At 43.1% G+C, this 25,190-nt stretch carries 23 protein-coding genes; 15 read left to right on the top strand and 8 right to left on the bottom strand.

What is annotated here, in order from left to right; translation table 11 throughout:
* Positions 1-199: 199 nt before the first annotated feature.
* The 6 genes from AC2A4J_RS09635 to AC2A4J_RS09610 form a co-directional block, all read right to left on the bottom strand.
* The gene (locus AC2A4J_RS09635) at positions 200-691 is read right to left on the bottom strand and encodes a hypothetical protein (protein WP_484175842.1); all 492 of its coding nucleotides are present in this window, start codon (positions 689-691) and stop codon (positions 200-202) included.
* A 127-nt stretch (positions 692-818) separates the two neighbouring features.
* Entirely contained in the window at positions 819-1,745 is a 927-nt protein-coding gene (locus AC2A4J_RS09630; protein ID WP_484175841.1) for a toll/interleukin-1 receptor domain-containing protein, read from the bottom strand.
* Between the two features lie 93 nt (positions 1,746-1,838).
* The gene (locus AC2A4J_RS09625) at positions 1,839-2,501 is read right to left on the bottom strand and encodes a hypothetical protein (RefSeq protein ID WP_484175840.1); all 663 of its coding nucleotides are present in this window, start codon (positions 2,499-2,501) and stop codon (positions 1,839-1,841) included.
* Positions 2,502-3,395: 894 nt separating this feature from the next.
* Positions 3,396-3,899, bottom strand: a complete 504-nt coding sequence (locus AC2A4J_RS09620; protein ID WP_484175839.1) for an N-acetyltransferase family protein — start codon at positions 3,897-3,899, stop codon at positions 3,396-3,398.
* A gap of 7 nt (positions 3,900-3,906) precedes the next feature.
* Positions 3,907-4,923, bottom strand: coding sequence for a DUF2333 family protein (locus tag AC2A4J_RS09615; protein WP_484175838.1), 1,017 nt, complete (start codon positions 4,921-4,923; stop codon positions 3,907-3,909).
* A gap of 12 nt (positions 4,924-4,935) precedes the next feature.
* Positions 4,936-5,784, bottom strand: coding sequence for a hypothetical protein (locus AC2A4J_RS09610; RefSeq protein WP_255828534.1), 849 nt, complete (start codon positions 5,782-5,784; stop codon positions 4,936-4,938).
* 110 nt (positions 5,785-5,894) lie between these two features.
* Here AC2A4J_RS09610 and dsbD point away from each other — a divergent pair, with 110 nt between their 5' ends.
* The 9 genes from dsbD (at position 5,895) to purD (ending at position 16,811) form a co-directional block, all read left to right on the top strand.
* Positions 5,895-7,715: a protein-disulfide reductase DsbD gene (dsbD, locus tag AC2A4J_RS09605; protein ID WP_484175837.1), complete on the top strand. Its 1,821-nt coding sequence runs from the start codon at positions 5,895-5,897 to the stop codon at positions 7,713-7,715.
* 270 nt (positions 7,716-7,985) lie between these two features.
* A complete protein-coding gene (accB, locus tag AC2A4J_RS09600; RefSeq protein WP_484175836.1) occupies positions 7,986-8,432 on the top strand; it encodes an acetyl-CoA carboxylase biotin carboxyl carrier protein in 447 nt (148 codons plus the stop codon).
* A gap of 20 nt (positions 8,433-8,452) precedes the next feature.
* Entirely contained in the window at positions 8,453-9,793 is a 1,341-nt protein-coding gene (gene accC, locus AC2A4J_RS09595) for an acetyl-CoA carboxylase biotin carboxylase subunit (protein ID WP_255828531.1), read from the top strand.
* 120 nt (positions 9,794-9,913) lie between these two features.
* The gene (gene prmA, locus AC2A4J_RS09590) at positions 9,914-10,804 is read left to right on the top strand and encodes a 50S ribosomal protein L11 methyltransferase (protein WP_484175835.1); all 891 of its coding nucleotides are present in this window, start codon (positions 9,914-9,916) and stop codon (positions 10,802-10,804) included.
* Positions 10,805-10,888: 84 nt separating this feature from the next.
* Complete coding sequence (locus AC2A4J_RS09585; protein WP_484175834.1) at positions 10,889-12,223, top strand: zinc-ribbon and DUF3426 domain-containing protein; 1,335 nt, start codon at positions 10,889-10,891, stop codon at positions 12,221-12,223.
* 156 nt (positions 12,224-12,379) lie between these two features.
* A complete protein-coding gene (gene dusB / locus AC2A4J_RS09580; protein ID WP_484175833.1) occupies positions 12,380-13,348 on the top strand; it encodes a tRNA dihydrouridine synthase DusB in 969 nt (322 codons plus the stop codon).
* Positions 13,349-13,465: 117 nt separating this feature from the next.
* Positions 13,466-13,744, top strand: a complete 279-nt coding sequence (gene fis, locus AC2A4J_RS09575) for a DNA-binding transcriptional regulator Fis (protein WP_012070668.1) — start codon at positions 13,466-13,468, stop codon at positions 13,742-13,744.
* An 87-nt stretch (positions 13,745-13,831) separates the two neighbouring features.
* Entirely contained in the window at positions 13,832-15,409 is a 1,578-nt protein-coding gene (gene purH, locus AC2A4J_RS09570; protein WP_484175832.1) for a bifunctional phosphoribosylaminoimidazolecarboxamide formyltransferase/IMP cyclohydrolase, read from the top strand.
* Positions 15,410-15,524: 115 nt separating this feature from the next.
* On the top strand, positions 15,525-16,811 hold the full coding sequence (gene purD / locus AC2A4J_RS09565; RefSeq protein WP_484175831.1) for a phosphoribosylamine--glycine ligase: 1,287 nt from the start codon (positions 15,525-15,527) through the stop codon (positions 16,809-16,811).
* Between the two features lie 91 nt (positions 16,812-16,902).
* Here purD and AC2A4J_RS09560 read toward each other — a convergent pair whose 3' ends face one another.
* Complete coding sequence (locus tag AC2A4J_RS09560) at positions 16,903-17,154, bottom strand: hypothetical protein (protein ID WP_255828525.1); 252 nt, start codon at positions 17,152-17,154, stop codon at positions 16,903-16,905.
* A 22-nt stretch (positions 17,155-17,176) separates the two neighbouring features.
* On the opposite strand from AC2A4J_RS09560, the gene AC2A4J_RS09555 reads away from it, so the two are divergent.
* Genes AC2A4J_RS09555 through pdxH form a run of 4 tightly spaced genes read left to right on the top strand, consistent with a single transcriptional unit; the run spans position 17,177 to position 21,187 of the window.
* Positions 17,177-19,510, top strand: a complete 2,334-nt coding sequence (locus tag AC2A4J_RS09555; RefSeq protein ID WP_484175830.1) for a 7TMR-DISM family protein — start codon at positions 17,177-17,179, stop codon at positions 19,508-19,510.
* A 44-nt stretch (positions 19,511-19,554) separates the two neighbouring features.
* Complete coding sequence (locus AC2A4J_RS09550) at positions 19,555-19,896, top strand: histidine triad nucleotide-binding protein (RefSeq protein ID WP_255828523.1); 342 nt, start codon at positions 19,555-19,557, stop codon at positions 19,894-19,896.
* Positions 19,897-19,910: 14 nt separating this feature from the next.
* The gene (gene coq7 / locus AC2A4J_RS09545) at positions 19,911-20,543 is read left to right on the top strand and encodes a 2-polyprenyl-3-methyl-6-methoxy-1,4-benzoquinone monooxygenase (RefSeq protein ID WP_255828522.1); all 633 of its coding nucleotides are present in this window, start codon (positions 19,911-19,913) and stop codon (positions 20,541-20,543) included.
* Between the two features lie 2 nt (positions 20,544-20,545).
* Positions 20,546-21,187 (top strand): pyridoxamine 5'-phosphate oxidase, encoded by a 642-nt coding sequence (pdxH, locus tag AC2A4J_RS09540; RefSeq protein ID WP_484175829.1) that lies wholly within the window; start codon positions 20,546-20,548, stop codon positions 21,185-21,187.
* Between the two features lie 43 nt (positions 21,188-21,230).
* Here pdxH and AC2A4J_RS09535 read toward each other — a convergent pair whose 3' ends face one another.
* Positions 21,231-21,788, bottom strand: a complete 558-nt coding sequence (locus AC2A4J_RS09535) for an alpha-ketoglutarate-dependent dioxygenase AlkB family protein (RefSeq protein WP_484175828.1) — start codon at positions 21,786-21,788, stop codon at positions 21,231-21,233.
* Here AC2A4J_RS09535 and AC2A4J_RS09530 point away from each other — a divergent pair.
* Both AC2A4J_RS09530 and nrdA read left to right on the top strand, forming a co-directional pair.
* Entirely contained in the window at positions 21,758-22,537 is a 780-nt protein-coding gene (locus tag AC2A4J_RS09530; RefSeq protein WP_484175827.1) for a heparan-alpha-glucosaminide N-acetyltransferase, read from the top strand. The genes AC2A4J_RS09535 and AC2A4J_RS09530 overlap by 31 nt on opposite strands.
* Before the next feature lie 299 nt (positions 22,538-22,836).
* Positions 22,837-25,101, top strand: a complete 2,265-nt coding sequence (gene nrdA / locus AC2A4J_RS09525; protein WP_484175826.1) for a class 1a ribonucleoside-diphosphate reductase subunit alpha — start codon at positions 22,837-22,839, stop codon at positions 25,099-25,101.
* The last annotated feature ends 89 nt before the right edge of the window (positions 25,102-25,190 follow it).

Below are 25,190 nucleotides of genomic sequence, written 5' to 3'. Positions count from 1 at the left end.
TGGCTAGCAAGCTTAACCAATGCTGACAATAACATTTAAGTTGATTCTCTTTATCTTCATTGGTGATTGAGAGCATGAGATACCTTAAAGCACATAACGCCGTGCTAAGCCGGCCGAACCGTGAGCGTAGCACAGCGCGTACAATTGCGCAGCAATGCGCTGTGAGGAGCGTAGGTGAAGGTTCGGCTTGAGCACCTTGTTAGGTTTTTGACGGGAATTTAAGCCAAGTTGTGCCACTGACAATAGACTCGTACTTTATACCTCTCTCAGAGTATTCACTCTCATATGGTGGATCTACAGCAGTACGATCCAACAATATACCATCTAGACTGTATAAAAAGCATTCTAGCTCGCCGGATTCCACTATATATTCTTTATACCGACTCAGCCCCCAGAATAGGGCAACGTTTTTCAAATCGATCAACCTTTCCTCTTTCACAGAAATTTGTATCGAATATGTCCCGCACCCGACAAACATTACACCTGTTTCTGATACGTAAAATACCGAAACCGGTAAAGTTGAAGTATGCGCTTCCCAGTGAATGTATATTGAAAAGCTATCGTTAAGTACGATTTCTGTGAGCGTATCATTAAGATCGGACTTGAAACTGAAATAGAATTTTTCACGCTCGTATTCTGACGGCTCACGACAGTCTCTATGGCTAATCGTGATCTCGTCGTCTCCGATCAATATTGTATTTTTGATTCTACTCATAACTACTACAAAAACCTAACGCCCGCAGCACGCGTGGCTTTGCAGTGAAGGCGAAGCCGCAACGGAAAAGCCATCGCTGTGACTGCGTTTGTTATGTGCTGGCTTAAAATGGAATGTCATCCCACTCCTTCTCCTGTTCTGCTTTGCCTATTACTATCTTCTGAACATTAAACTTGCTAAGCATCGAATTAAGGATGTCCAGGAACTCTTTAGACTCAACAAGTCGGGAATTATCGGAAACTTGTTGCTTAAGATTTTCCAAAATATCCGAAGGCACCCCTTCTAGAGACTTGAAAATAGCAACTTTTTCTATAGCCTCCTCACTTGTGGTTGCATTTGAAAGAGCGCCAGAAAGTGAAATCAATATTTTATTTCTGGTTTTTGGGGACTTGACCAGCGTTTCAAATATCGCCTCGGCAACGTCACCTATCGTTTTTCCTTGAGCTTGGATTCCTTGATACTTGCCAATAAATCCGTAAGGGTCTAGCCCTTTACGGATTGGGATGATTAAAACGTCACGGCCAACAGCTACTCCAACTTCTTGATCGCACCATTTGCTTTCTTGAAATCCGGGCATAAGAATCGCTGCCAGCGCATCCATAGTTTTTAAGCCTGCTTCTATCTCGCTTTGCCACTCTTTTGTTGGCTCAATATCTTCATGAGCGACAAAACTGGATATAGCATATTTTCTAAGCGCAGTTTGCAGGTGTGAAGTCTGAACTTTGAAGGAAGCTAAATGACTCAAAAACAACCTGAAATGCCCTGCTTTCCAGAAACCAACCTCTCTCACCACCTCAGTACCATTTGGAACGTCAACAAGCCCCAGCTCGCCTGCGATTTTGAAAAGCAATTCCTCATCGACTTGAGCAAGCATATCCTTTGAGTACGATCTTTTACTATTGTGGGGGTAGTTATCCTGCGTTGGAACACCATGCCCACGGAAGTAGGCATCTATATCCGAAAATGTCATTCTAGACTGTAGCTCTGAGCCAATATCGTCTAAGAATTTAATTTTTTCCAATCCATTCATAATTGTCTGAATTTACTCCTAGAGCACATAACGCCCAAATAACAGGCTAAAAATTGTGGGCTAAACTTGAGCGGAGCGAACAGCCCGCTGTTTTTAGTCCTTGTTAATTTGCTTGTTATGCTTATCTACGCCAATTATATATTTATATTCGGCTTCAATTTCACTACGGGCAGCATTTAATTTAGGCAAATGTTCATGGATCCAAGGACCATAAAGTTCTTGTAACCGTTGTTCATGTGAATCGTTTGACTGGGCGAAAACTCTAAGTTTAGTTAAGCTTTCCCATACACTGGTTAGAAAACTATAAACTGATTTCTGCGAAGTATCCGATAGGTATAACTTTTTCTTTTCAAAGTCATGAAAGTACGTATCAAGAGCCAAAGCTGCCTTATCCATTCTTTCAATTGCAGGTGGTTTATCTCTGCCTAATTCATCTGGTTGAATTGCCCACCGGCATTGCAACCAAACATCCGCTAGTAATTCATAATTTTCAGTGATCGCATCAAATCGCTTTTGACTAATAGTATTTAATCTATGCTCGAACAGTTTCGCTTTTTCAGTAAGCTCTGCTTTTGTAACTTCTAAATTTGCAACATAGAGTGCTTTTTCACTTTCTAGCTTTTTGTCTAAATTAGACTTTTCATTTTGAATTATTCTCTTTGACCATAATTTACCTAACCATGCAGACATAGCTAAAATAATTACAGCCCCACCTCCGAATAAAGGTAATAACTCTCCATTAATGAAATTGCTCAAATCATACCCCATAAGCATAACATTTTAATAGTGCGCATGCTCGTTTAGACAATTTCAAAACTGTCCAAAAAACCTTATAAACGATTGAATAATAAAAGTTTTATAAAGCTATTCACAGAAGTGAAAACTGGAAAAACGAGCGTGCGCGTTATTCTTTTTATCCACAGCGCGTTATTTTTGCTCTGTGAACCCTTATTCATTGATATTAGGAGACTTTCTAACCAGCCACCAGTAAAAACACGCACTTTTTTGATTATTTTTCAGACAAAACAAGCCAGAAATTGGCAATCCAAAAAATATACTGTATATTTGTACAGTTTTTATCAATTTGTCGTGGTTTATTTGAGCGATGAGGTAGATACGGATTAAAAGACTTGGAATGAAAGCTAAATTCTACGTCGGCCTAAAGGCGCGACCCACCATAGACAATAGAGATTGATTCCCGCCTTCGCGGGCACTTGTCCCCTTGTGGGAAATGACGTGTCTACACAGGGATTCTTAGTGGAAATAATGAAAGAGATTAACCCCATCCTCCGCCTTCCCCTTGGAAGACAAAAGGGGAAGGAACTTGGTCATTTGTACACTCTACTTTCTATCTTTGAACCACTAAAAAAACCAGTTCGACGCGACGAAGTTGCGCGACTTTATGGAGTTTCAGGGTCATGAACAGAAAGACTTTCTCGAATAGAAGAGCCAATCTATGCCTTACGATAAAAGTCATGTTGCTAGTCCAGAATTAAACAACGTGAATGAGACGTTTGGGCGATAGCCCGATAAAGAGACCTTTTGGTTACTTTTATGGATCTGGATAAAAGTAACCCGCTCAGCAGAGCGGAATAAAACATGAAGTACTATGGAGCTGAACTTAAGAAAGAGCTCGATGAAAACAAACAACTAAAACTCTCTTCCCAACAAAAACACGTCTTCTTTAATCTGTTCATTCTGAGCAATATTCGGCAGCAATCCCCATTGCTCAAATCCTTGGCGTGTAAAGAAGCTTTGGCTGTCGAGGTTGCTGGCGTAGATGTAGGCGATAAGGTGAGTAAAGCCAAGTGTTGATCGGTTGGTTTCTAGGTATTGAAATAGTTGTGTGCCAATGCCTTTTCCTTGGCTATCTGGGGAGACGTAAACACTGATTTCACAGGCGGAGTCGAAGGCGGGCAAGCCATAGAAGGGTTCGACTGAGCACCAAGCAATGACGTTGCCCTGTTCTTCTAAGACTAACATTGGATGCTTGTCAGTGACGCTTTCTAGCCAGTCTATGACGTCGATTAAGCCAATGTTATCTTGTCGATGACCGGTGGTGGCAAAAAGATCGCAGTGTTGAAAGACGTCTAATATTGCAGGGGCGTCGTCTAGTTCGGCTAGACGAATCCCCTTGCTGTGACTGGTTGACATGAATCCGCTAGCCCTGTTCGAGCAAACGGCGTAGGTCAATAATGGCGGTGTTAGCACGTGCAATGTATGACGCCATAACCAAAGAGTGGTTGGCCAATACACCAAAACCGCTGCCATTTAAGATAAAGGGTGACCAAATACTCGCTTGCGTTGCTTCTAGTTCACGGATGATTTGACGTAGGCTAACCAGCGCGTTTTTGTCCTGTAAGGTGAAGATAAAATCCACTTCTATAGCGCGTAGCATGTGAATTAGTGCCCAGCTTGTACCACGTGCTTCGTAGAAAACATCATCGACTTTTGACCAAGGTGTACGAACGTAACGGGTATTTTCGTCTGATTCCAACTGTGGTTTGTCTTCAATGACACTTGCTGATAGACGCTGAGACAAGCTACCAAGACGAGTGCTGACATCTGACAACCAGTCTGAAAGGTTATCAGCACGGGCGTAAAATTGTGCTTTGTTGTTTGATTGACCCGCTAAACGATCAAGGTATTCCATTAACTCTTTATTGCCTCGACGATATTCACTTTCACTAGACGGTAAAGCCCAGCTTTTGTTGTCGAAGTTAAATTGTGGCTCGGCGATTTTCAAGTTCACGTCTTCTGTGGACTGAGACTGGGAGCGGCTAAATTCTTTGCGGAAGGCTCTGGCTAAATCACGAGATTGTACAAGCACACCAAATTCCCAGGCCGGCATGTTGTCCATAAATACGCCAGGCGGCATTACGTCGTTACTAATAAATCCACCCGGTTTATCCAGTAAAGTCTCCATAATGGTGTGCAGTGTGCTGGCTGTTGTGTAACCTGGCACCAGCTTTTTACTGTTATTTAGGTAACCACGCTCTGTGGCTTTTTCTTTTGCGGTGGCAACCACATCAAACTGATCTGGTTCATTACTCCAATACATGCCCAAAAAGCTCAACAATACAGCGGCAATGAGCACAGCCACTGCGGCGACTTTTCCGACACTTGAGAAATTAAAGCTTGGCTTTAGACCTTGTAACTTATTTGCTAACCACGACATTGTTGACCTACCTTAATCTTGTTGTAATTCGACCATGTAATCAGCACGATGATAGGTCATCGCACGTACACGAAATTCGGGAACACGGCTGTTAATAATTTGATAAATCAAACGTGCTTCTTTGTCATTTGGCCAGTAAATGGCAAGTGGCCGATCTGTTTTCGCCACTTCTTCTATAATAGGCTGAATCTTTGCGATTATCTCATCTTCGCTCAAACTAAAAAGTGTTTCTGGCAATAAAAACTGATCTTCTTTTAATGATTTTGGCTCTTCCGATACAAGTTCTTTTGTATTCCTCAATTCTGATTTCGCTTTCGACACTCTCGCGGCCTGTTCTCGTCTGGTTTTTAAGTCACTCACTCGCGAGGACATTTCTACAATGGCAGGATCTTCAGGATTCACAGAACGAGCAGAATCCAAATAACGTTCTGCTTGTTTATAATTGCGGTCTTTTGCCGCTTGCCATGCCCACTGAGTGTAGACATCAACAATGGCGGTTATACCTTGTATGGCTTTAAAATTACCAGGATCACGACCTAGAGCAGCTTGAAAGTATAAGTTGGCGTTGTCATCCACTGGCGTTAAAAGTCGCTGAGCAGACAGTGCTGTTTCACCCTGTTCAATTAAGCGTTGAGTCAAGCGTTCAAAAGCTGTTGGGGCTTTTACTGCTTTCGGTGACGATTTCTTTGTTGGTGTGGATTGTTCAACATCTACCGTTTTGTCAGCAACAGCGTTTTCTGGTGCTGCTTTTGACTCTACCACTTCTTCAACAGGCTGACTTTTCTCTGTTGTTCTGACATTTTCCTGACAGCCTGTCAGGAAAATCGCAACAATTAGAAAAGAAACTAGGTTTTTACTCAATTTGCCCCCTTGCAATTGGCAACTTAAAGGTGGATTGGTAGTCTACACCTTATACTCAACGTGGTGAAATATGGATTTACACTACACGTACAACTTGATTGAAGATATTTATGCGCCTATTCGTTCTACTGTTCTTATTGACTCTGCAAAACGTTTCTTACGCTTTCACTTTCGGTCCCACATCAAGACTTTCAGAACCAGATTTTTTACCCGTCGACCAAGCATTTCAGCTGTCTGTTTCGGCCCCTAAAGAAGGTAAGTTAACGGCAACATGGCAAATCAATGACGGCTACTATTTATACCAAGAACAGTTCGCTTTGTCTGGTGAACACTCCGATAAACTGCATTTCTCCCCATTTCCTGCCGGCACCCCCAAACAAGACCCTTATTATGGTGAAGTAATCATTTATCGAGATCAATTCACTGTGCCGATTTATTACGACATCAAACTGGCGCCAGGCACGCAGGTGAATGCCGTTCTCTCTTATCAAGGTTGTGCCGATAAAGGTTTGTGTTACGCACCGCAAAAAATGCCCATTCAATTTACTGTTCCATCACTATCACCAGCAGTAGAAAAGCAGCTAGCAGAATCTCAATCCAAAACAAAAAATGCTCAAATTACTTATTCAAGCATTGCCCCTTCTGAAGCACAGTCAGTTAGCCAGCAACTTAATTCGAATAATCTGTGGGCTACCATTATAGCGGTGTTTGGCTTGGGGTTACTCTTGTCGCTCACTCCATGTGTGTTACCTATGGTACCTATTGTGAGTGCTATTGTAGTGGGTACTCGCAACTCAAGATTAGGTGCGTTTTATTACAGCACGGTTTACGTACTGGCTATGGCATTAACCTACGCCGCTATTGGCGGACTCGTTGGTATTTTTGGCACTCAGCTCAATCTACAGGCTCAGTTACAAAACCCTTTATTGTTAATTGGCAGCGCGGCAATCTTTGTGTTACTGGCTTTCGCTATGTTTGGTGTTTATGAAATAAGACTACCCAGTTCATGGCAGCAACGCCTTCAGTTACCAAATAATCAAACAAATTCGGCGTGGAAATCTACGATTAGTATTTTTATCGCGGGGGTTTTATCAACGCTGATTGTGTCACCTTGCGTCTCTGCACCGCTTGCTGGCGCCTTGCTTTATATAAGCAGTCAGGGCAATGCATGGTATGGCGCAATGATGTTATTTGTAATGGCAATTGGGATGGGGGTTCCTCTTTTACTGGTGGGATTGTTTGGCCCTAAAATCTTACCCAAAAATGGTGAATGGCTTCACGACATCAAGGTATTAATGGGCTTTGGTTTGCTCGCGATGGCGATATGGCTGGTTACTCGCTGGTTGCCAATAAGTACTCATTTGTATCTATGGAGTATTCTAGCTCTGGCAATAAGCGCCTATTTCATTCATCGGGCCTACCGAGTTGCTTCGCACCCAGTTCGTTGGCTCTTGGTATTGATCTTTTTTCTTATTGGCAGCATTGAATTTATCGGTGGCACAATAAATAGCAGCAATCCGCTACAACCCTTGAAAAAATTATCATCATCCTCAGCAATAGTAGAAGAACCAGTGCTATTTGATGCCACTATTACGAATTTAAATGAGCTTGATGCAATTATTGCCAATGAAGATTCTCGACCGATTGTTTTGGACCTTTATGCAGATTGGTGCATCAGCTGTAAGATTTTAGAAGATATGTTTGCTTCGCCAGACGTATTACCGCTACTCAACAAGGTTCAGTTAATTCGGGTTGATGTCACTGAAAATTCAGCAAAGAACCAAGCATTGATGCAGAAGTTCAACTTATTTGGACCACCATCGCTGATATTCTTAGATAAAAAAGGCGCAGAACGCACGGAATTGACCTTAATGGGAGAACCGTCAAAGTCATCACTAGTAGATCGTTTAAACCTTGCTATTAGTCTGTAAATTAGACAAAAACACAGCAAGTTTACATCGGATCAAAAAACAACCAAGACAAACATTTTTATGTTTTTTTGCCGCATAACTGGACAATATCACGCTTTTTATCGATAATTTCCAGTTACAAGCTTTTACAATTCTTATTTTTATAAAAGCTCTGTTTGTTGGATAAGGCAAGCAGTAAACAAATTTATAAAAGAGACCGTTAAAAAGTCCCTATATAGTCAGTGACGACATAAAGCACTGAAACACCAACACAGACAGAAGAGAGTAATTATGGACATTCGTAAAATCAAAAAGCTAATCGAACTTTTAGAAGAATCTAACGTCTACGAGATTGAAATCAAAGAAGGCGAAGAGGCTGTTCGTATTAGTCGTGGTGGTGCTCCAGTTCAAGCACCTATGATGGCCGCTCCAATGATGTCAGCACCTGCTGCTGCCCCAGCTACCGCTCCTACTGCAGCTCCTGAAGCACCTGCTGCTATCGCAGGTCACACTGTAAACTCTCCAATGGTCGGCACTTATTACAAGTCTTCTGCGCCAGGTGCTAAGCCTTTCATCGAAGTAGGCCAAAAAGTTAACGTTGGCGATACTATCTGTATCGTTGAAGCAATGAAAATGATGAACCAAATTGAAGCAGATAAGTCTGGTACAATTGGCGCGATCCTTGTTGAAGACGGCGAGCCAGTTGAATTCGACCAGCCTCTTATTACTATCATTTAATCCAACGCAAAGGTTTCATCATGCTCGATAAGGTATTGATTGCTAACCGAGGCGAAATCGCGCTACGTATTTTACGTGCGTGTAAAGAGCTCGGTATCAAAACCGTTGCGGTTCACTCTAAGATTGACCGTGACTTATTACATGTGCGCCTTGCAGACGAGTCTATCTGCATAGGACCAAATCCATCAGCTCAAAGTTATTTGAATATCCCAGCTATCATCAGCGCTGCGGAATTAACAGATACCTCAGCTATTCACCCAGGCTACGGTTTCCTTGCAGAAAATGCGGATTTCGCAGAGCAAGTTGAGCGCTCTGGTTTTGCCTTCATCGGCCCTAAAGCTGAAACCATCCGCCTAATGGGTGACAAAGTTTCAGCAATCAAAGCGATGAAAGAAGCCGGTGTACCAACCGTTCCAGGCTCAAACGGTCCAGTACCTTCTGATCCTGAAGAGTGCATCCGTGTTGCTAATGAGATCGGTTTTCCGGTTATCGTAAAAGCAGCGGCTGGCGGTGGTGGTCGTGGTATGCGCGTTGTTCATAACGAAGGCAGCCTACTAAAATCCATCAGCATCACGCAATCTGAAGCAGGTTCTTACTTCGGTGACAGCACGGTTTACATGGAAAAATTCCTACAAAACCCTCGTCACGTCGAAGTACAAGTATTGGCTGACGGTCAAGGCAACGCTGTCCACCTTTATGATCGCGATTGCTCTTTGCAACGTCGCCATCAAAAAGTATTGGAAGAAGCGCCAGCACCGATGCTAAACGAAGAATCTCGCCAAGCATGTTTAAAAGCGTGTGTTGATGCTTGTATCAAGATCAACTACCGCGGTGCAGGTACGTTCGAATTCCTATACGAAGACGGCAATTTTTACTTCATCGAAATGAACACGCGCGTTCAAGTAGAACATCCAGTTACTGAAATGGTAACGGGCGTAGACATCGTTAAAGAACAACTTCGTATTGCTAGCGGCTTGCCTTTATCTTTTAAACAAGAAGACATCAAGCTTAACGGCCACGCAGTTGAGTCTCGTATCAACGCAGAAGACTCTAAAACCTTCATGCCTTGCCCAGGTAAAGTGGAATACTTCCATGCTCCAGGCGGTATGGGTGTTCGTGTCGATTCTCATTTGTACAGCGGCTACACAGTACCACCAACGTATGATTCAATGATTGCTAAAATCATTTGTCATGCCCCTGATCGTACAGCTGCACTAAAACGCCTTTCTGGCGCTCTAGATGAAACATTCATCGATGGTATTAAAACCAATATAGAGCTTCAAAAAGACCTAGTAAATGATTCAAATTTCATTGCTGGTGGCGTTAACATCCATTATTTGGAGAAAAAACTGGGTCTATAAAGACTGCAGTTTTGCCCCTAGTGATGTCATAAATCACTAGGGGCAATCATTTTCCTCTCGCCTCTCGCTCCAAGCTTCGCTATTCTATTCCTGTTTGTTTTATTTGTTGGACTCCACTTTATGCCTTGGCTTCAAATTCGTATCCATACCACGCCCGATCACGTCCCAGCTTTTGAAGACACTCTTCTTGACTGTGGCGCCATGGTTGTCACTTTTGAAGACGTTCATGACGATCCTGTATACGAACCAGATCTAAACACCACGCCATTGTGGAAAAATACCAAGGTGACAGGCTTGTTTGAAGCTGACGCTGATATTGAACACATTCGCCCGGTGATTGAACATAAAGCCGAATCCCTTGGTGAAACCGACATCGACATGAAAATAGAGATTGTTGAAGATAAAGACTGGGAAAGAGAATGGATGGACAACTACCATCCAATCCAATTTGGCGAACGTCTTTGGGTTTGCCCAAGCTGGCGCGAAGTTCCCGATCAAAATGCGGTTACGCTGATGCTAGATCCAGGCTTGGCATTTGGTACAGGTACTCACCCTACCACTGCTTTATGCCTACAATGGCTAGACAGCATTGATTGCAAAGACAAAACTATTATCGACTATGGCTGTGGTTCAGGCATTCTTGGCATAGCAGGCTTGCTACTTGGTGCAAATAACATGGTGGGTATCGATATTGACCCACAAGCTGTTCAGGCAACCGAAGCCAATGCCGAGCGCAATCAAATAGACCCAAGCCGATTAGAAGTAAAACTGCCGCCATACGAATCTGACTTACAAGCCGACATCGTAGTGGCAAATATTCTTGCTGGACCACTTGCTCACCTCGCTCCTACTATTTCTGCTCTGGTGAAAAGTGGTGGCCAACTGGCTCTATCAGGCATTCTCGCCAACCAAGCCCAAGAAGTGGTTGAGGCGTATCAAGAATGGTTTACAATTGACTCCATAACCGAAAAAGAAGAATGGGTTCGTATTGTCGGCACGAAGCACGCATAATACTTAACGTTATATAAAGAGACCTTTGCACGACATCACCAACCAAAGGTCTCGCACAGTTTTTAGACAGGAAGATGACACCTTATGGCCAATAGCCTAATCACCCGCTGCCCAAAATGTTCAACCGCATTTAGAGTCAGTGATGAAGTATTAAGCATGGCCAAGGGAAAAGTCAGATGTGGCCAATGCTTCCACATATTTAATGCCAGTGATGCCGTTAAAAACAAAGCAAAATCTGCAACCCCTGCAGAAAAACCAAAACAAGAAAGCATCGATCCTATCGTCGAAGCAGTCAAAACTAAAACGCAAACAGATTCCACAAGTAAGCTCACCACAACTCAAAACAATACCGCCCATAAAGCGACAGATAACCTTATCGACAATAGGCTTGCCCCAGCGGAAGACGTTGTAAATCCCGATTGGCTACATACTTTATTTGATGACGACGACCTACAACCACCAGGTCAAAATACAGCGAGGTCAAAAGCTGCCCCAAAAAGCCCTGAAGATTCGGAAGCAGTAGAAACTCAATCGATAGAAATAAGCACGGCCTACCAAGAATCTGCTCGCAAGCAAGAACAGGCGAAAGCCCAAGCCAAAAAAGCAGAAACAAAAAGGCAAGATGAACCTGCCCCTTGGGAAGTTGAACTTGCTGAAGTGGAAGCCGCGCTTAAAGCAACACCACAACCATCCGTTACAACAAGCAAACCTATACCAAAAGCGGCACCAGCGCGTCAGACTTCCGCTGAAGAGGAGCCCAGCCCAGAACCGGACTACATGGTTGCCCTACACTCTTTGGCACAAACAGCCGCTGAACAAACTCGTCCATCAGACATTAAGAGTCAGCACACTATTCTTGAACAACTGTCTGCTCAACAGAGTTTGGCGCCATTGATGGGCGAAAGCGAACCTAAGTCGCAAAAGAAAAACAATCATCCTTGGCTATGGTTCTTTGCCTCTTTATTAGGCATCGCTTTGCTAACGGCACAAGTGGCAACGCATTTTTTTGAAGAAGGTAGCCGCTCCTCTAATTTTAGAGCCATATACAAAACTATATGTTCTTACTCAGGCTGTGCCCTACCGAGATTCGAGGATATCAGCGCCATCACTATTCAACATGTGCGCATACAAAGCCACCCATCTATACCAAATACACTTTTGGTAAATGCCATTATCACCAATACCAGCGATTTTTCTCAGCCCATGCCAAAAATCGCCCTAGAATTTTTCGACTTAAATGGCTTACCAGTCGCTGCGCGACTCTTCTCTCCAAGTGATTATCTGCATAAAGACTTTCTTGATATTACCTATATGCCACCAAACACACCGATTCATTTGGTCATTCCAATACAAGACCCAGGCGCTCGAGCGGTCACTCATCAGTTGAGAGCCTTTCCTACAGACACTCGCTCTTACTAGTTTTTCACTGTTTTAGTGCAAAGGTTAAAAAAAGAACAAAAAATAGTCAGTTTTTAGCCTGTCAAGACTTCAAAAACAACGATTGCATAGGTATTATTCACGCCCGCTCGACGCTGTCGACGATCTTTAACATTCAATCCAGTATTCAGGAACATCATGGCATTTGCTATTGGCCCATATTGCGTTGACAAACCCGTTATCCTAGCTCCTATGGCTGGTGTAACAGATTTGCCTTTTCGCCGCCTTTGCCATGATCAAGGTGCAGGCTTAGTCGTATCAGAAATGGTCACTTCTGATGTTCGCCTGTGGAACTCGACAAAAAGCCGCCATCGTTTAATTCATGATGCGGAAGTCTCGCCGAGATCCGTTCAAATTGCTGGTGGTGACCCTCAAATGATGGCTGAAGCCGCTCAACAAAATGTTGAGCTAGGCGCTCAGATCATTGATATAAACATGGGATGCCCTGCTAAAAAAGTATGCAATAAAGCAGCAGGCTCAGCATTACTTAAAGATGAAGCACTTGTTCGAGAAATACTGGAGACTGTTGTAAATAGTGTTTCTGTTCCGGTCACTCTAAAAATCCGTACTGGATGGAGTCTTGATCAGAAAAATGGTCTTGCGATTGCAAAAATGGCAGAAGATATTGGCATTCAAGCACTAGCGATTCATGGACGAACACGGGAATGCAAATTCCAAGGACAAGTAGAATACGACACGATTGCAGAGATTAAGCATCACTTAACTATCCCTATTTTTGCTAATGGGGATATAAAAGACGCGCAGTCAGCAAAGTTCGTGAAAGATTACACCAAGGCGGATGGCATTATGATTGGCCGAGCCGCCCAAGGAAGACCGTGGATTTTTCGCGAAATAAACCACTATTTAGAAACAAATGAATTGTTAGCACCTCCATCTTTATCTGAGGTGAGACAGCTTGTTATTAACCACGTGAACGCCTTACACCAGTTTTATGGTGATTATTTAGGCGTGCGTATTGCTCGTAAGCACGTTGGTTGGTACCTGCAAACGTTAGCGGATAAAACACAATTTCGCAGCCTGTTTAACCGTATTGATAATACGCAAGAACAGCTTGATAAATTGCAAGAGTTCTTTGTTTGCCAATAGGCAAACGAACCTTACACTTAATGCACTGGGAATCAAAAAGAAGACTTAGATCACTCTTCTCAACGACTATCAGCGCGCATTAATAAATGGTTAGCTTTAAAAATAGAAGGTCATTCTGTGGTAGAACAAACTCATACTCATACGTTTCAAGCCGCTTCTTCAGAGCAGTCACAAACCCTACGTGACAATGTTGAAAAAGCCCTACAAAACTATTTCGCTCATCTTGATGGGCAGCCAATAACAGACTTATACCAGTTAGTCTTAGCTGAGGTTGAGGCGCCTTTGCTAGAGTCTGTGATGAGCTACACAAAGGATAACCAAACCAAAGCATCCACCATCCTTGGGTTAAACCGAGGCACACTTCGCAAGAAGTTGAAGCAATACGGCATGCTATAAGCACAAAGAAAAAAGGGCGATTTCGCCCTTTTTTTCGTCTTACCTTCCCCTTGTTTATTTAGTGTTAAATTAATTGCGAGAACCATGATGGCAAATCAAAATACAGTAACTCCAATCAAACGAGCGTTAATCAGTGTTTCCGACAAAACAGGCATTGTCGAATTCGCACGCGAATTGACTGCTCAAGGCGTTGAAATTCTTTCAACTGGTGGTACTTACCGTCTTTTATTGGACAGCAACGTTAAAGCAACTGAAGTGTCTGACTACACTGGCTTCCCAGAAATGATGGATGGCCGTGTAAAAACTCTACATCCAAAAGTACACGGCGGTATTCTTGGTCGTCGCGACATTGATGGCGCCATCATGAAAGAGCATGGTATCGAAGAAATCGATATGGTGGTTGTTAACCTTTACCCATTCGAAGCAACTATCGAACGTCCTGATTGCGATTTGCCAATGGCGATTGAAAATATCGATATCGGTGGTCCAACTATGGTTCGCTCTGCAGCGAAAAACCATAAAGACGTTGCTATCGTGGTTTCCCCAGCTAATTATGAAGGCATCTTGGCATCACTTAAAGTCGATGGCGGTTTGACTTTCGAACAGCGTTTTGATCTTGCTGTTAAAGCCTTCGAGCACACATCACACTACGATGGCGCTATCGCGAATTTCCTAGGTAAAAAAGTAGCAGGCGGAAGCGAAGATTTCGCTCGCACCTTTAACCTACAATTCAACAAACAAGAAGAAATGCGCTACGGTGAGAATCCACACCAAAAAGCGGCTTTCTACGTTGAAGCAAACCCTAAAGAAGCATCCATCAGCACGGCAAAACAAATCCAAGGTAAAGCGCTGTCTTACAACAACATCGCTGATACCGATGCCGCTCTTGAGTGCGTAAAAAGCTTTGATAAGCCTGCATGCGTTATCGTAAAACACGCTAACCCTTGTGGTGTTGCAACAGCAGCAACGCAATTTGAAGCTTACGATCTAGCTTTCCAAACGGATCCAACGTCTGCCTTTGGCGGCATCATTGCGTTTAACCAAGAACTTGATGCAAAAACAGCACAAGCCATTGTTGATCGCCAATTCGTTGAAGTCATCATCGCACCAAGCGTCAGCAAAGAAGCGTCTGACATTGTGGCGGCTAAGCAAAACGTTCGCTTACTTGAGTGTGGCCAATGGTCAAAAGATAAGCCTGCTGCACTAGATTACAAACGTGTTAACGGTGGCTTGTTGGTTCAAGACCGAGACGATGGCAATATCACTTTGGCTGACTTAAAAGTTGTTTCTAAGCGCCAACCTAGCGAAGCTGAGTTAAAAGATCTATTGTTCGCTTGGAAAGTGGCTAAGTTCGTTAAATCTAATGCCATTGTTTACGCGAAAGCAGAACAAACCATTGGTGTCGGCGCAGGCCAAATGAGCCGCGTTTACAGCGCGAAAATCGCTGGTATTAAAGCCGCTGATGAAAGCTTAGAAGTAGTTGGCTCTGTTATGGCATCTGATGCATTCTTCCCATTCCGTGATGGTATAGATGCTGCCGCTCAAGCTGGCATTACAGCCGTTATTCAGCCTGGCGGCTCTATGCGTGATGAAGAAGTCATTGCTGCAGCTGACGAAGCTGGCATGGCGATGGTCTTCACTGGTATGCGTCACTTCCGTCATTAAAAGCGCGTCACTAAGACATCGTCATTAATAAACCGTGGTTTATTAAGCCAACGTTTTATTAGTTTGTTGTCAGAGGCTTCTTCGGCCTCTGACTCGCAATACAAAGGATTAGATAATGAAAGTTCTTATTATTGGTAACGGCGGTCGTGAACATGCTCTAGCATGGAAAACCGCAGAATCTAGCCAAGTAGAAAAAGTGTTCGTTGCTCCTGGTAATGCAGGCTCCGCAACCGAAAACAAAGTTGAAAACGTTAACATCGGCGTAACCGACATTGCTGATCTTGTTGCTTTCGCGAAAAAAGAAAACATTGACCTAACCATTGTTGGCCCAGAAGCGCCATTGGTTATTGGTGTGGTGGACGCGTTTGAAAAAGAAGGTTTGGCTATCTTTGGCCCAACGGCGGCCGCAGCACAACTAGAAGGCTCTAAAGCCTTCACTAAAGACTTTTTAGCTCGCCATAATATCCCAACAGCGGCTTACGGTAACTTCACAGAAATTGAACCAGCTGTTGCTTACATCAAACTGCAAGGCGCTCCGATTGTGGTCAAAGCTGACGGCTTGGCAGCAGGCAAAGGCGTTATCTTGGCGCAAACCGAAGCCGAAGCGATAGAAGCCGTTGAAGATATGCTACAAGGCAATTCTTTTGGCGATGCGGGTAGCCGCGTTGTTATCGAAGAATTCCTAGTTGGCGAAGAAGCCAGCTTTATTTGCATGGTAGACGGTGAAACCGTTTTACCAATGGCCACCAGCCAAGATCACAAAGCACGTGATAATGGCGACCAAGGCCCGAATACTGGTGGCATGGGGGCTTACTCTCCTGCTCCTGTTGTTACACCAGAAATTCATGATCGCATTATGAACGAAGTTATTATGCCAACCGTAAAAGGCATGAATGCTGAAGGCAACCGTTACCGTGGTTTCTTGTACGCAGGCGTAATGATCGCACCAGATGGCACACCAAAAACACTTGAATACAACTGCCGTTTTGGTGATCCAGAAACACAACCTATCATGATGCGTTTACGCTCTGACTTGGCACAAATGTGTTTGGCTGCAGTGAATGGTAAATTAGATACCGTTGAAGCAGACTGGGACCCTCGCGCAAGCTTAGGTGTTGTTCTGGCAGCTGGCGGTTACCCTGCGGATTACCCGAAAGGTGATGTGATTTCTGGATTGGATACAGTACTTCCTGAAGGTCAAAAAGTCTTTCAAGCTGGCACGGCATTAAAAGACGGCCAGACAGTCACTAATGGCGGTCGTGTGCTTTGCGCTGTTGCTCTTGGTGATACAGTTGCACAAGCACAAGCGGCTGCATACGACGTTGTAAACACATTGTCTTGGGACAAAGTGTATTTCCGTACTGACATTGGTCACCGCGCTATTGCTCGCGAACAGAAGTAATCACGCTGTTAGCTAGCAAAAGAGCAATCAGATAAAAAAAGGCCTCGAGTGAGGCCTTTTTCATATTTCAATCTTAGAGAATGGTTAGAATTTATTTTTTTAGCTGTGACTCTTTTTTATCTAACCAAGCTTTGAACAAGCGCCCTAATTCCAAAACTAATAAACCAAAAATAACACCCGCAACCCAATCCAAACCAAGAACAAAACCTAGCGCCGCAATCATTCCATAGCCGTACATTAGATTAGTGCGTGTTGCCGGCTTTGTTTGTCTTGCAAACCAAGTGACGCCTAGAAGCAATATGCTAAACCAAACATAATACTCTACTAAAATTGGATATAGCATTTGATCCCCTATCTAGTTAATAATGATAGCCTTTACACAATACAGTCAGGCTAGCGTTTTGCTTTATCGATTAATTTTACTGCTTTTCCTCAGCATCTCCAACTTCGCTTGGGGCTCAAACACTATTGCCATCATCGACGACACAAATAGTGTGTTTAATATTGGCAAAAGTGGCTCTTATTTTATCGATGAAAAGCAAAACCTATCATTAGATACCATTGCATCTGACCAATACGCAAAACAATTCCGACCAATCAATCGTGATTACTTACAATTTGGATTAGTAAAAGGCAACATCTGGATTAAAACAGACATTGCCATACGAACCACCAGTAGCACGCCTATTCTGCTAGAAGTCGCCTCTCCTAGACTTCAATACTTAGACATATTCTTGCCAAACCTATACGAAAATCAAGTACAAGCAGAACTTGGTGGCGCACGACCTTATAACAACAAGCAAATAAAAACACCCAACTATGTATTCTCCATTCCGGCTAACTCCCCACCGGTTTTCACCCTATATATAAAACTCGCATCTCATTTGCCTATTAATGCGCAAATTGAGCTAAAAACACTTTCCCAATTAAGCCAAGATACTCAAGCAGATCTAACCTTTACAGGCGTTATCATTGGCATATTACTCACCCTGTTCGTGTGTAATCTGTTCTTTTTTGTCAAAACATCCCACTCGATGTATTTAATCTACTGCGTATTGCTTATTAGCATTGCCGTTTTACACCTTACTCTTCATGATCAAGTGTCTCAGTTTTTCCCAAACGTCACGAATATCCAAGAAAGGATCTACAATCTAGCTTCGCTATCTTGCTTATGTGCCATCGTATTCTTTTCTCGGCTCTACCTAGACACCAAAGATCATCTCCCCAGAATGGACAAACTACTTATTTCAGTAGGCTCTATTAATGCGATATTTATCATTCTATTTACCGTTTCTCCTGAGAAAGTAAATATTCTGATACTTTCTGCCCTAGCTGTCAGCACCCTTATTCTATTAACCGTGCACGCCATTACCGCCTTCATCAAGAACATCCCTTTTTCAACATATTACCTTGTGGCTCGATTAACGCTGCTGTTCGGTTACTTTGCATGGATTATGTCGGTCTATGGCATCATCCCAAGCATTGCATTATTTAAATGGGGTTTAACACTCACCATCATCATCGAATCAATGATTCATTTCACTGGCATGATTGCGCAAACCACGCCGCTATTACAAAGACAGGTACGAAAAGGCAAACACTCACAAACCGAGATAGCCAGCCTTTTACCCGATATATCTAGTCGCCTACGCCGTCAAATTAATATCCTTGGTGGAGGTCTGTCTCATCTTGAGCAAGCGGCAACCTCAAACGATGCCAAACTGCTTATTACGAGCAGCTTAACGGCAAATAACAACCTAAAAAACCTAATGGAACGCATTGATCTACTAAGCGACATAAAAGAAAATGCAATACCTGACCAGCCACACCCCATTCTACTTAATCAATTAATAGACAATGCCTACAACAATTTTCAGCGCTTAGATCAAGACAATACGTTAATAGAGCTCAACACCTACAAAACCAATCAGGTTGAAATTTTACAAAATGCGCCAATTTTGCAGCATTTGATAGAAAGCCTTGCACAGGAATTCAAACATTTTACTGACCAACCCCTAACTCTAAACATCACACGCCACGAAATGAATAGAGATGGCATCACTGTATTAGAACTAAGCTGCTATCCTCTTCCCACACGAATCAGCACAACGGCAGCAAACTTTGACCTTGGCATGCACTACATTACCCTCCTCTGCCAACACTTAGAGGGTGAATTACACATATCCGAGAGTGGTCGTACACGAAGCATTAACATCCAACTGCCTATTCGCACACACATTCGCCCGTTGAATAACGACATCAGCCAACAACATCATTTTGATATCATATTATTTGGTCAAGAAGACAACGAACTGCAAAAAGCGTTAACGATTTTGCAAAATCACACCAATAAAATTGAACACTTCACGACACTAGAAAGCTTATTGGATTATTTAGAATTACCGGCAAAAAGAGAGTCTGGCTCTATTATTTTGGTCTTCGATAATGGCGGTCATATCCCTCATATAACGCAACAAAGATTACTACCCTTAATGCGCAGTGAAGATCAGTGCCTACTGATTAGCAACAATGTTAAAATGTCGCTAGATTATGCTAAAAAACTTGGTTTTGATGAATTGCTGGCTGGTTCCGAATTAGAGGATCACCTAGAACAAAGGATATCTCGTCTTATACAAAAAGGAGACAGACTAAAGAACACATCTTTGTCACGGATCAATCCTTTGCGCAAGACGACTTGAAGCAAAACCACTACACTTGAATAATACAAATGAAAGGAGATGATATGGACTGTTTATTTTGCAAGATAGTAAAAGGGGACATTCCGGCAACCGTTTTATTTGAAGACGATGATGTTATTGCCTTTGATGACATAATGCCTAAAGCGCCCACCCATTTCCTTGTCATCCCGAAACGTCATATTAGTACATTAAATGACCTGACTGATGAAGATGCACCAGTGGTTGGCAAGCTACAAACGACCGCTGCAAAAATAGCAAAACAGAAAGGTATCAGCGACGCAGGCTATCGGGTGGTCATGAACTGCAACGAAATGGGTGGACAAACTGTTTACCATATCCACATGCATGTACTCGGTGGCCGCGCAATGACATGGCCTCCAGGTTAATAAGGGGAAATATAATGATCTCTTTCCTAGACAAGGCCGTATTACAGTTTGATCGCGCCTTACAGACGCTTGTGCCAAGTGCAGCAAACGCCAATCGACCTTCTCCTGCGGATACACTAGAAGAAGCCGAACTGGATAAAAGCGAACGCAAGCATTCATCTGGGCTAATGCGCATAAACCATACAGGTGAAGTATGCGCACAGGCACTCTATGCAGGACAAGCCACTACAGCAAAACTTGCCAAGGTTCGCCAAGAAATGGAACACGCTGCAGACGAAGAAATCGACCATCTCGTTTGGTGTGAGCAACGTCTTTATGACTTAGGCAGTAGACCAAGTATTTTGAACCCATTGTTCTATGGGGCATCGTTTATGATTGGTGCTGGTGCAGGCCTGATTAGCGACAAACTCAGCCTAGGGTTTGTGGCAGCAACAGAGGACCAAGTTTGCATTCATCTTGAAAAACACATGGCCACCTTGCCAACACAAGATGAAAAAAGCAAAGCGGTGTTAACGCAAATGCACATAGACGAAGCCAAACATAAAGCAATGGCGCTGGAAGCAGGCGGATACGAATTTCCACAACCTATTATGGCCATCATGACTCAAGTATCCAAAGTTATGACATCGACCACTTACCGGATTTAATCATGAACAGAGATCTGCATTCTATTCGTCGTGACTACCAATTCGACGACCTTTTGGAAGAACAGGCTGGTAATAACCCACTGGATTTGTTTGACGTTTGGCTAGAGAAAGCTATTGAGTCCTGCCCTGATGACCCAACTGCAATGATATTAAGCACCGTTGGATTAGATGGTTGGCCACATTCTCGTGTAGTGTTATTGAAACAACGCAATGACACAGGGTTTTCTTTTTTCACAAACTACGACAGTGAAAAAGCCCAGCAATTGGCGCAAAACAACAAAGCCAGTATGACCTTTTTTTGGCCTGCTCTATCTCGCCAAGTTCGTATAGAAGGCACCATAGAAAAAGTATCTCGAGAAACCTCAGAAACCTACTTTGCAAGTCGTCCACGAGGAAGCCAGCTGGCAGCCAGAACGTCTAGACAAAGCGCAGTCATCCCTAGCCGTGACGCACTGCAAAAGGCATTTGATGCTGAAGAACAAGCGTTCAACGATCAAGAAGTTCCCTGCCCTGAAAACTGGGGCGGCTATGTGCTAAAGCCCCGTTTCATTGAGTTCTGGCAAGGACGACCAAGCCGACTTCATGACCGTATTTGCTATACCCAAAAAGATAACGATTGGATAAGAACTCGAAAAGCACCTTAATGATTAATCTCTGCCTGTAAGTCATCGGGAGAGCGCATAAGACTCAAAGTAGGAGACGAAAGGTTAAACTTATCCTCTCCTCTTTGATCCGCTTCCTTACCGGCAAAGAATGCTGCCACAACACTTGTGTTGAAGCCGACATCACTAGCCAACTTCCATTTTCTAATTCAACGCTGTGCTTAATTTGATGATTCACTTTTAAGCGAAATAAAAAGGGTCGACTCACACCAAGACTCAACATAGCAACAACGGGGGCCGGACCTAATATTTTCTCGTCGTCCGCATGCCAGCCCATATATTCATCACCATCTTGGTACCAATTCAATAACACCGCATTGAAAGATTGACCTGCATGTTGTTCAGCCTCTTTCTTAATAGGCAACAGCCAATCAGGCCAACCAAAACCATGATGATCTTTAGCAGAATAACGATAACAAACACCGTGACCCGCTATAAATGCGACTTGGCGTGGCACCAAAACATCACGTCCAAACATAGTCAGGCTTTCCCGCTCCCACAGCACATCCGATTTAAGCTGAGACATCAACGACGGCAAGCTTGAGCTAGAAAATGAGTATCGGTATGATGGCCGAGCTTCCATTTAATTATTCACCTTGGACTTCAATGCAAACCTCTTCCGTTTTCGAGCCAACCAAACGCAGCGCATTTTTAGATGTATATCGCGGATCTGCTGTTCTACTAATGATGATCTTTCACTTCTGCTGGGATCTACGGAATTTTGGGTTTATGGAGTTTTCCATTTATGACCCTTTTTGGGTGTATTTTCGCAGCGTTATTTTAACACTTTTTCTTACGGCCATCGGTTGGTCCACTTACCTCACGCTAACCAAAGCCAAACACCCTTCATTCTGGAAACGCGATACCAAACTGTTTATTTCCGCGGCTGCAATTTCACTCGCCACATATCTTGCCGCACCTAACCAATGGATATACTTTGGCATATTACACTTTATCTTTATAGCCTCTTTGATCACCAGACCATGTGCCAAATGGCCAATTAGTTCAGCGCTGGCTGGCGCAGTCATCATAATTATCTACCATTCAACAAATTGGCTACATTTCCCAAACGCATTTTCAGTCATTACTTCTTATGTAGAGCTGCCGCAAAGAACCTTAGATATTGTATTTCCATTTCCATGGATAGGCGTTGTTTTAATTGGCCCTCTTCTTGGCTACTTGAACTGGCACAAGTGCCCAACACCAAACGCGCTAATAATAGACATCCTGGCCTTTATGGGACGCTACGCTCTGCCTATATACCTTATCCATCAAATCATTTTATTTATACTAGTGGCAGCGTTCAAAATGGTGCTCGATTTCATTTCTTGATCACTTTTCGTGCATTCAGAGAGGTGAGTTTTTTTCATCAAAAAATAGATAAAAATAGCCCTAACGGTATTGCCAATTGCTAACTTTACGCTTCTTCAGGCAAGTAAAGTAAGTAAGCACTTAGCTATTATTTAATTATCATTTTAGAGTTTTTTTCAAGCCTTGATTTTCACTTGAATGAGCACTATTGTTCGTCACAGATTATTAACAAAACACTATATGTAGTGTGTCAAAAAAAACAAACACACTACATAGAGTAAACCACCTCTTTTTATATCGCACTAATGGGAAGTCAATGCATGAGTACTCTCACAGTTACTAAACGTAACGGGACGACGGAAAACATCAACCTAGAAAAGATTCATAAAGTCATCGCATGGGCGGCTGAAGGTCTAGACAATGTTTCCGTTTCCCAAGTAGAGCTAAAAGCACGAATTCAGTTCTTTGAGGGCATTCGAACTACAGACATTCACGAAACTCTAATCAAGTCTGCTGCAGACTTGATTTCTGAACATACGCCTGATTACCAATATCTGGCTGCTCGCCTAGCTATCTTTCACTTACGTAAAAAAGCCTTTGGTGATTTTGAGCCTCCACACCTTTATGCGCATGTAAAAAACCTAGTTCAACAAAAGCGATATGACGCTCAATTGCTAGACAAGTATTCTGAAGAAGATTTCAATCAGCTGAATGAATTCATTGACCATTCTCGTGACATGAATTTCTCCTACGCGGCCGTCAAACAGCTTGAAGGTAAATATCTAGTACAAAACCGTGTAAGCGGCGATATTTACGAAAGCCCTCAGTTTATCTACATCCTAGTGGCAGCTTGCCTGTTTGCTGAGTACGACCTAAAAGATCGTTTGAATCTTATTCGTCGTTTCTACGATGCCGTTTCTAAATTTAAGATTTCATTACCAACACCTATCATGTCCGGTATTCGTACTCCGACACGTCAGTTTAGTAGCTGTGTCCTAATTGAGTGTGGTGATTCTTTAGACTCTATCAATGCAACCTCCAGCGCTATCGTCAAATACGTTAGTCAACGTGCTGGGATTGGTGTAAATGCGGGTGCTATTCGTGCATTGGGTAGTGCTATTCGTGGTGGCGAAGCCTTCCACACTGGCTGTATCCCCTTCTACAAACATTTCCAAACAGCCGTGAAAAGCTGTTCTCAAGGTGGTGTTCGTGGTGGTGCAGCGACTGTTTTCTATCCAATTTGGCATCTTGAAGTCGAAAGCCTATTAGTGTTGAAAAACAACCGTGGTGTAGAAGAAAACCGCGTTCGCCACTTAGACTATGGCGTTCAGTTCAACCGTTTGATGTACCAACGTTTGATTAAAGGCGGCAACATCACATTGTTTAGCCCATCTGACGTCCCAGGTCTATACGACGCTTTCTTTGCCGACCAAGAAGAATTCGATCGCCTATACACCATGTATGAGCAAAATCCTTCCATCCGCAAGCAAACCGTTAAAGCGACAGAGTTATTTACTTTGTTTGCTTCTGAGCGTGCAAGCACTGGCCGTATATACCTACAGAACGTGGATCACTGTAATACTCACAGCCCATTCGATCCAAAAGTTGCACCAGTCAAACAAAGTAACTTGTGTTTGGAAATCGCGCTTCCAACCAAGCCACTAAATCGCATTGATGACCCAGAAGGCGAGATTGCACTTTGTACATTGTCTGCGTTTAACCTAGGTGCCCTAGAAAACCTAGACGAGCTTGAAGAATTGTCTGAGCTAATCGTCCGTGCGCTAGATGCACTACTGGATTACCAGAACTACCCAATTCCAGCAGCACAACGTGCAACGGAATTGCGCCGTACATTAGGTGTAGGTGTTATTAACTACGCTTACTACTTGGCGAAAAACGGCGTTAAATACTCTGACGGCAGCGCAAACGACCTTACTCACAAAACGTTTGAAGCAATTCAGTACTTCTTACTGAAAGCCTCTAACAAGTTAGCGAAAGAGTTTGGCCCATGCTTAGCCTTTAACGAAACAACTTACTCTAAAGGCATCTTGCCAATCGATTCTTACAAAAAAGAAATCGATAATGTTGTTTCTAATGAATTGATCTATGATTGGGAAACGTTACGTTCAGAGATCGTTACTCATGGTCTACGTAACTCAACACTGACAGCATTAATGCCATCTGAAACCTCTTCTCAGATCAGCAACGCAACTAACGGTATCGAGCCTCCTCGTGGCTTCGTTTCAGTTAAAGCAAGTAAAGACGGTATATTGAAGCAAGTAGTGCCCGAGTTTGAACGCCTAAAAGACAATTATGAGCTGTTGTGGACTATCCCATCAAACGATGGTTATCTACAATTAGTTGGTATCATGCAGAAATTTGTCGATCAAGCGATCTCTGCCAACACGAATTATGATCCACAAAAATTTGAGTCACAAAAAGTACCGATGAAGGTCATTTTGAAAGACCTACTAACCGCTTACAAACTTGGTGTAAAAACACTTTACTACCATAACACTCGCGATGGTGCTGATGATAAACAAGAAGATATGGACGATTGCGCTGGCGGTGCTTGTAAAATCTAACCTGTCAGCCATGGCACAAAGATCTATTGCATGATCTGACAAGCAAAGCCTCATACCAATGAGGCTTTGCTACGTTTACCGCTTTAATG

Source organism: Marinomonas sp. ATLA20 (assembly GCF_057180105.1).
Note: the sequence above shows the minus strand (reverse complement) of the source record. Positions and strands in the feature narration are given on the sequence as shown.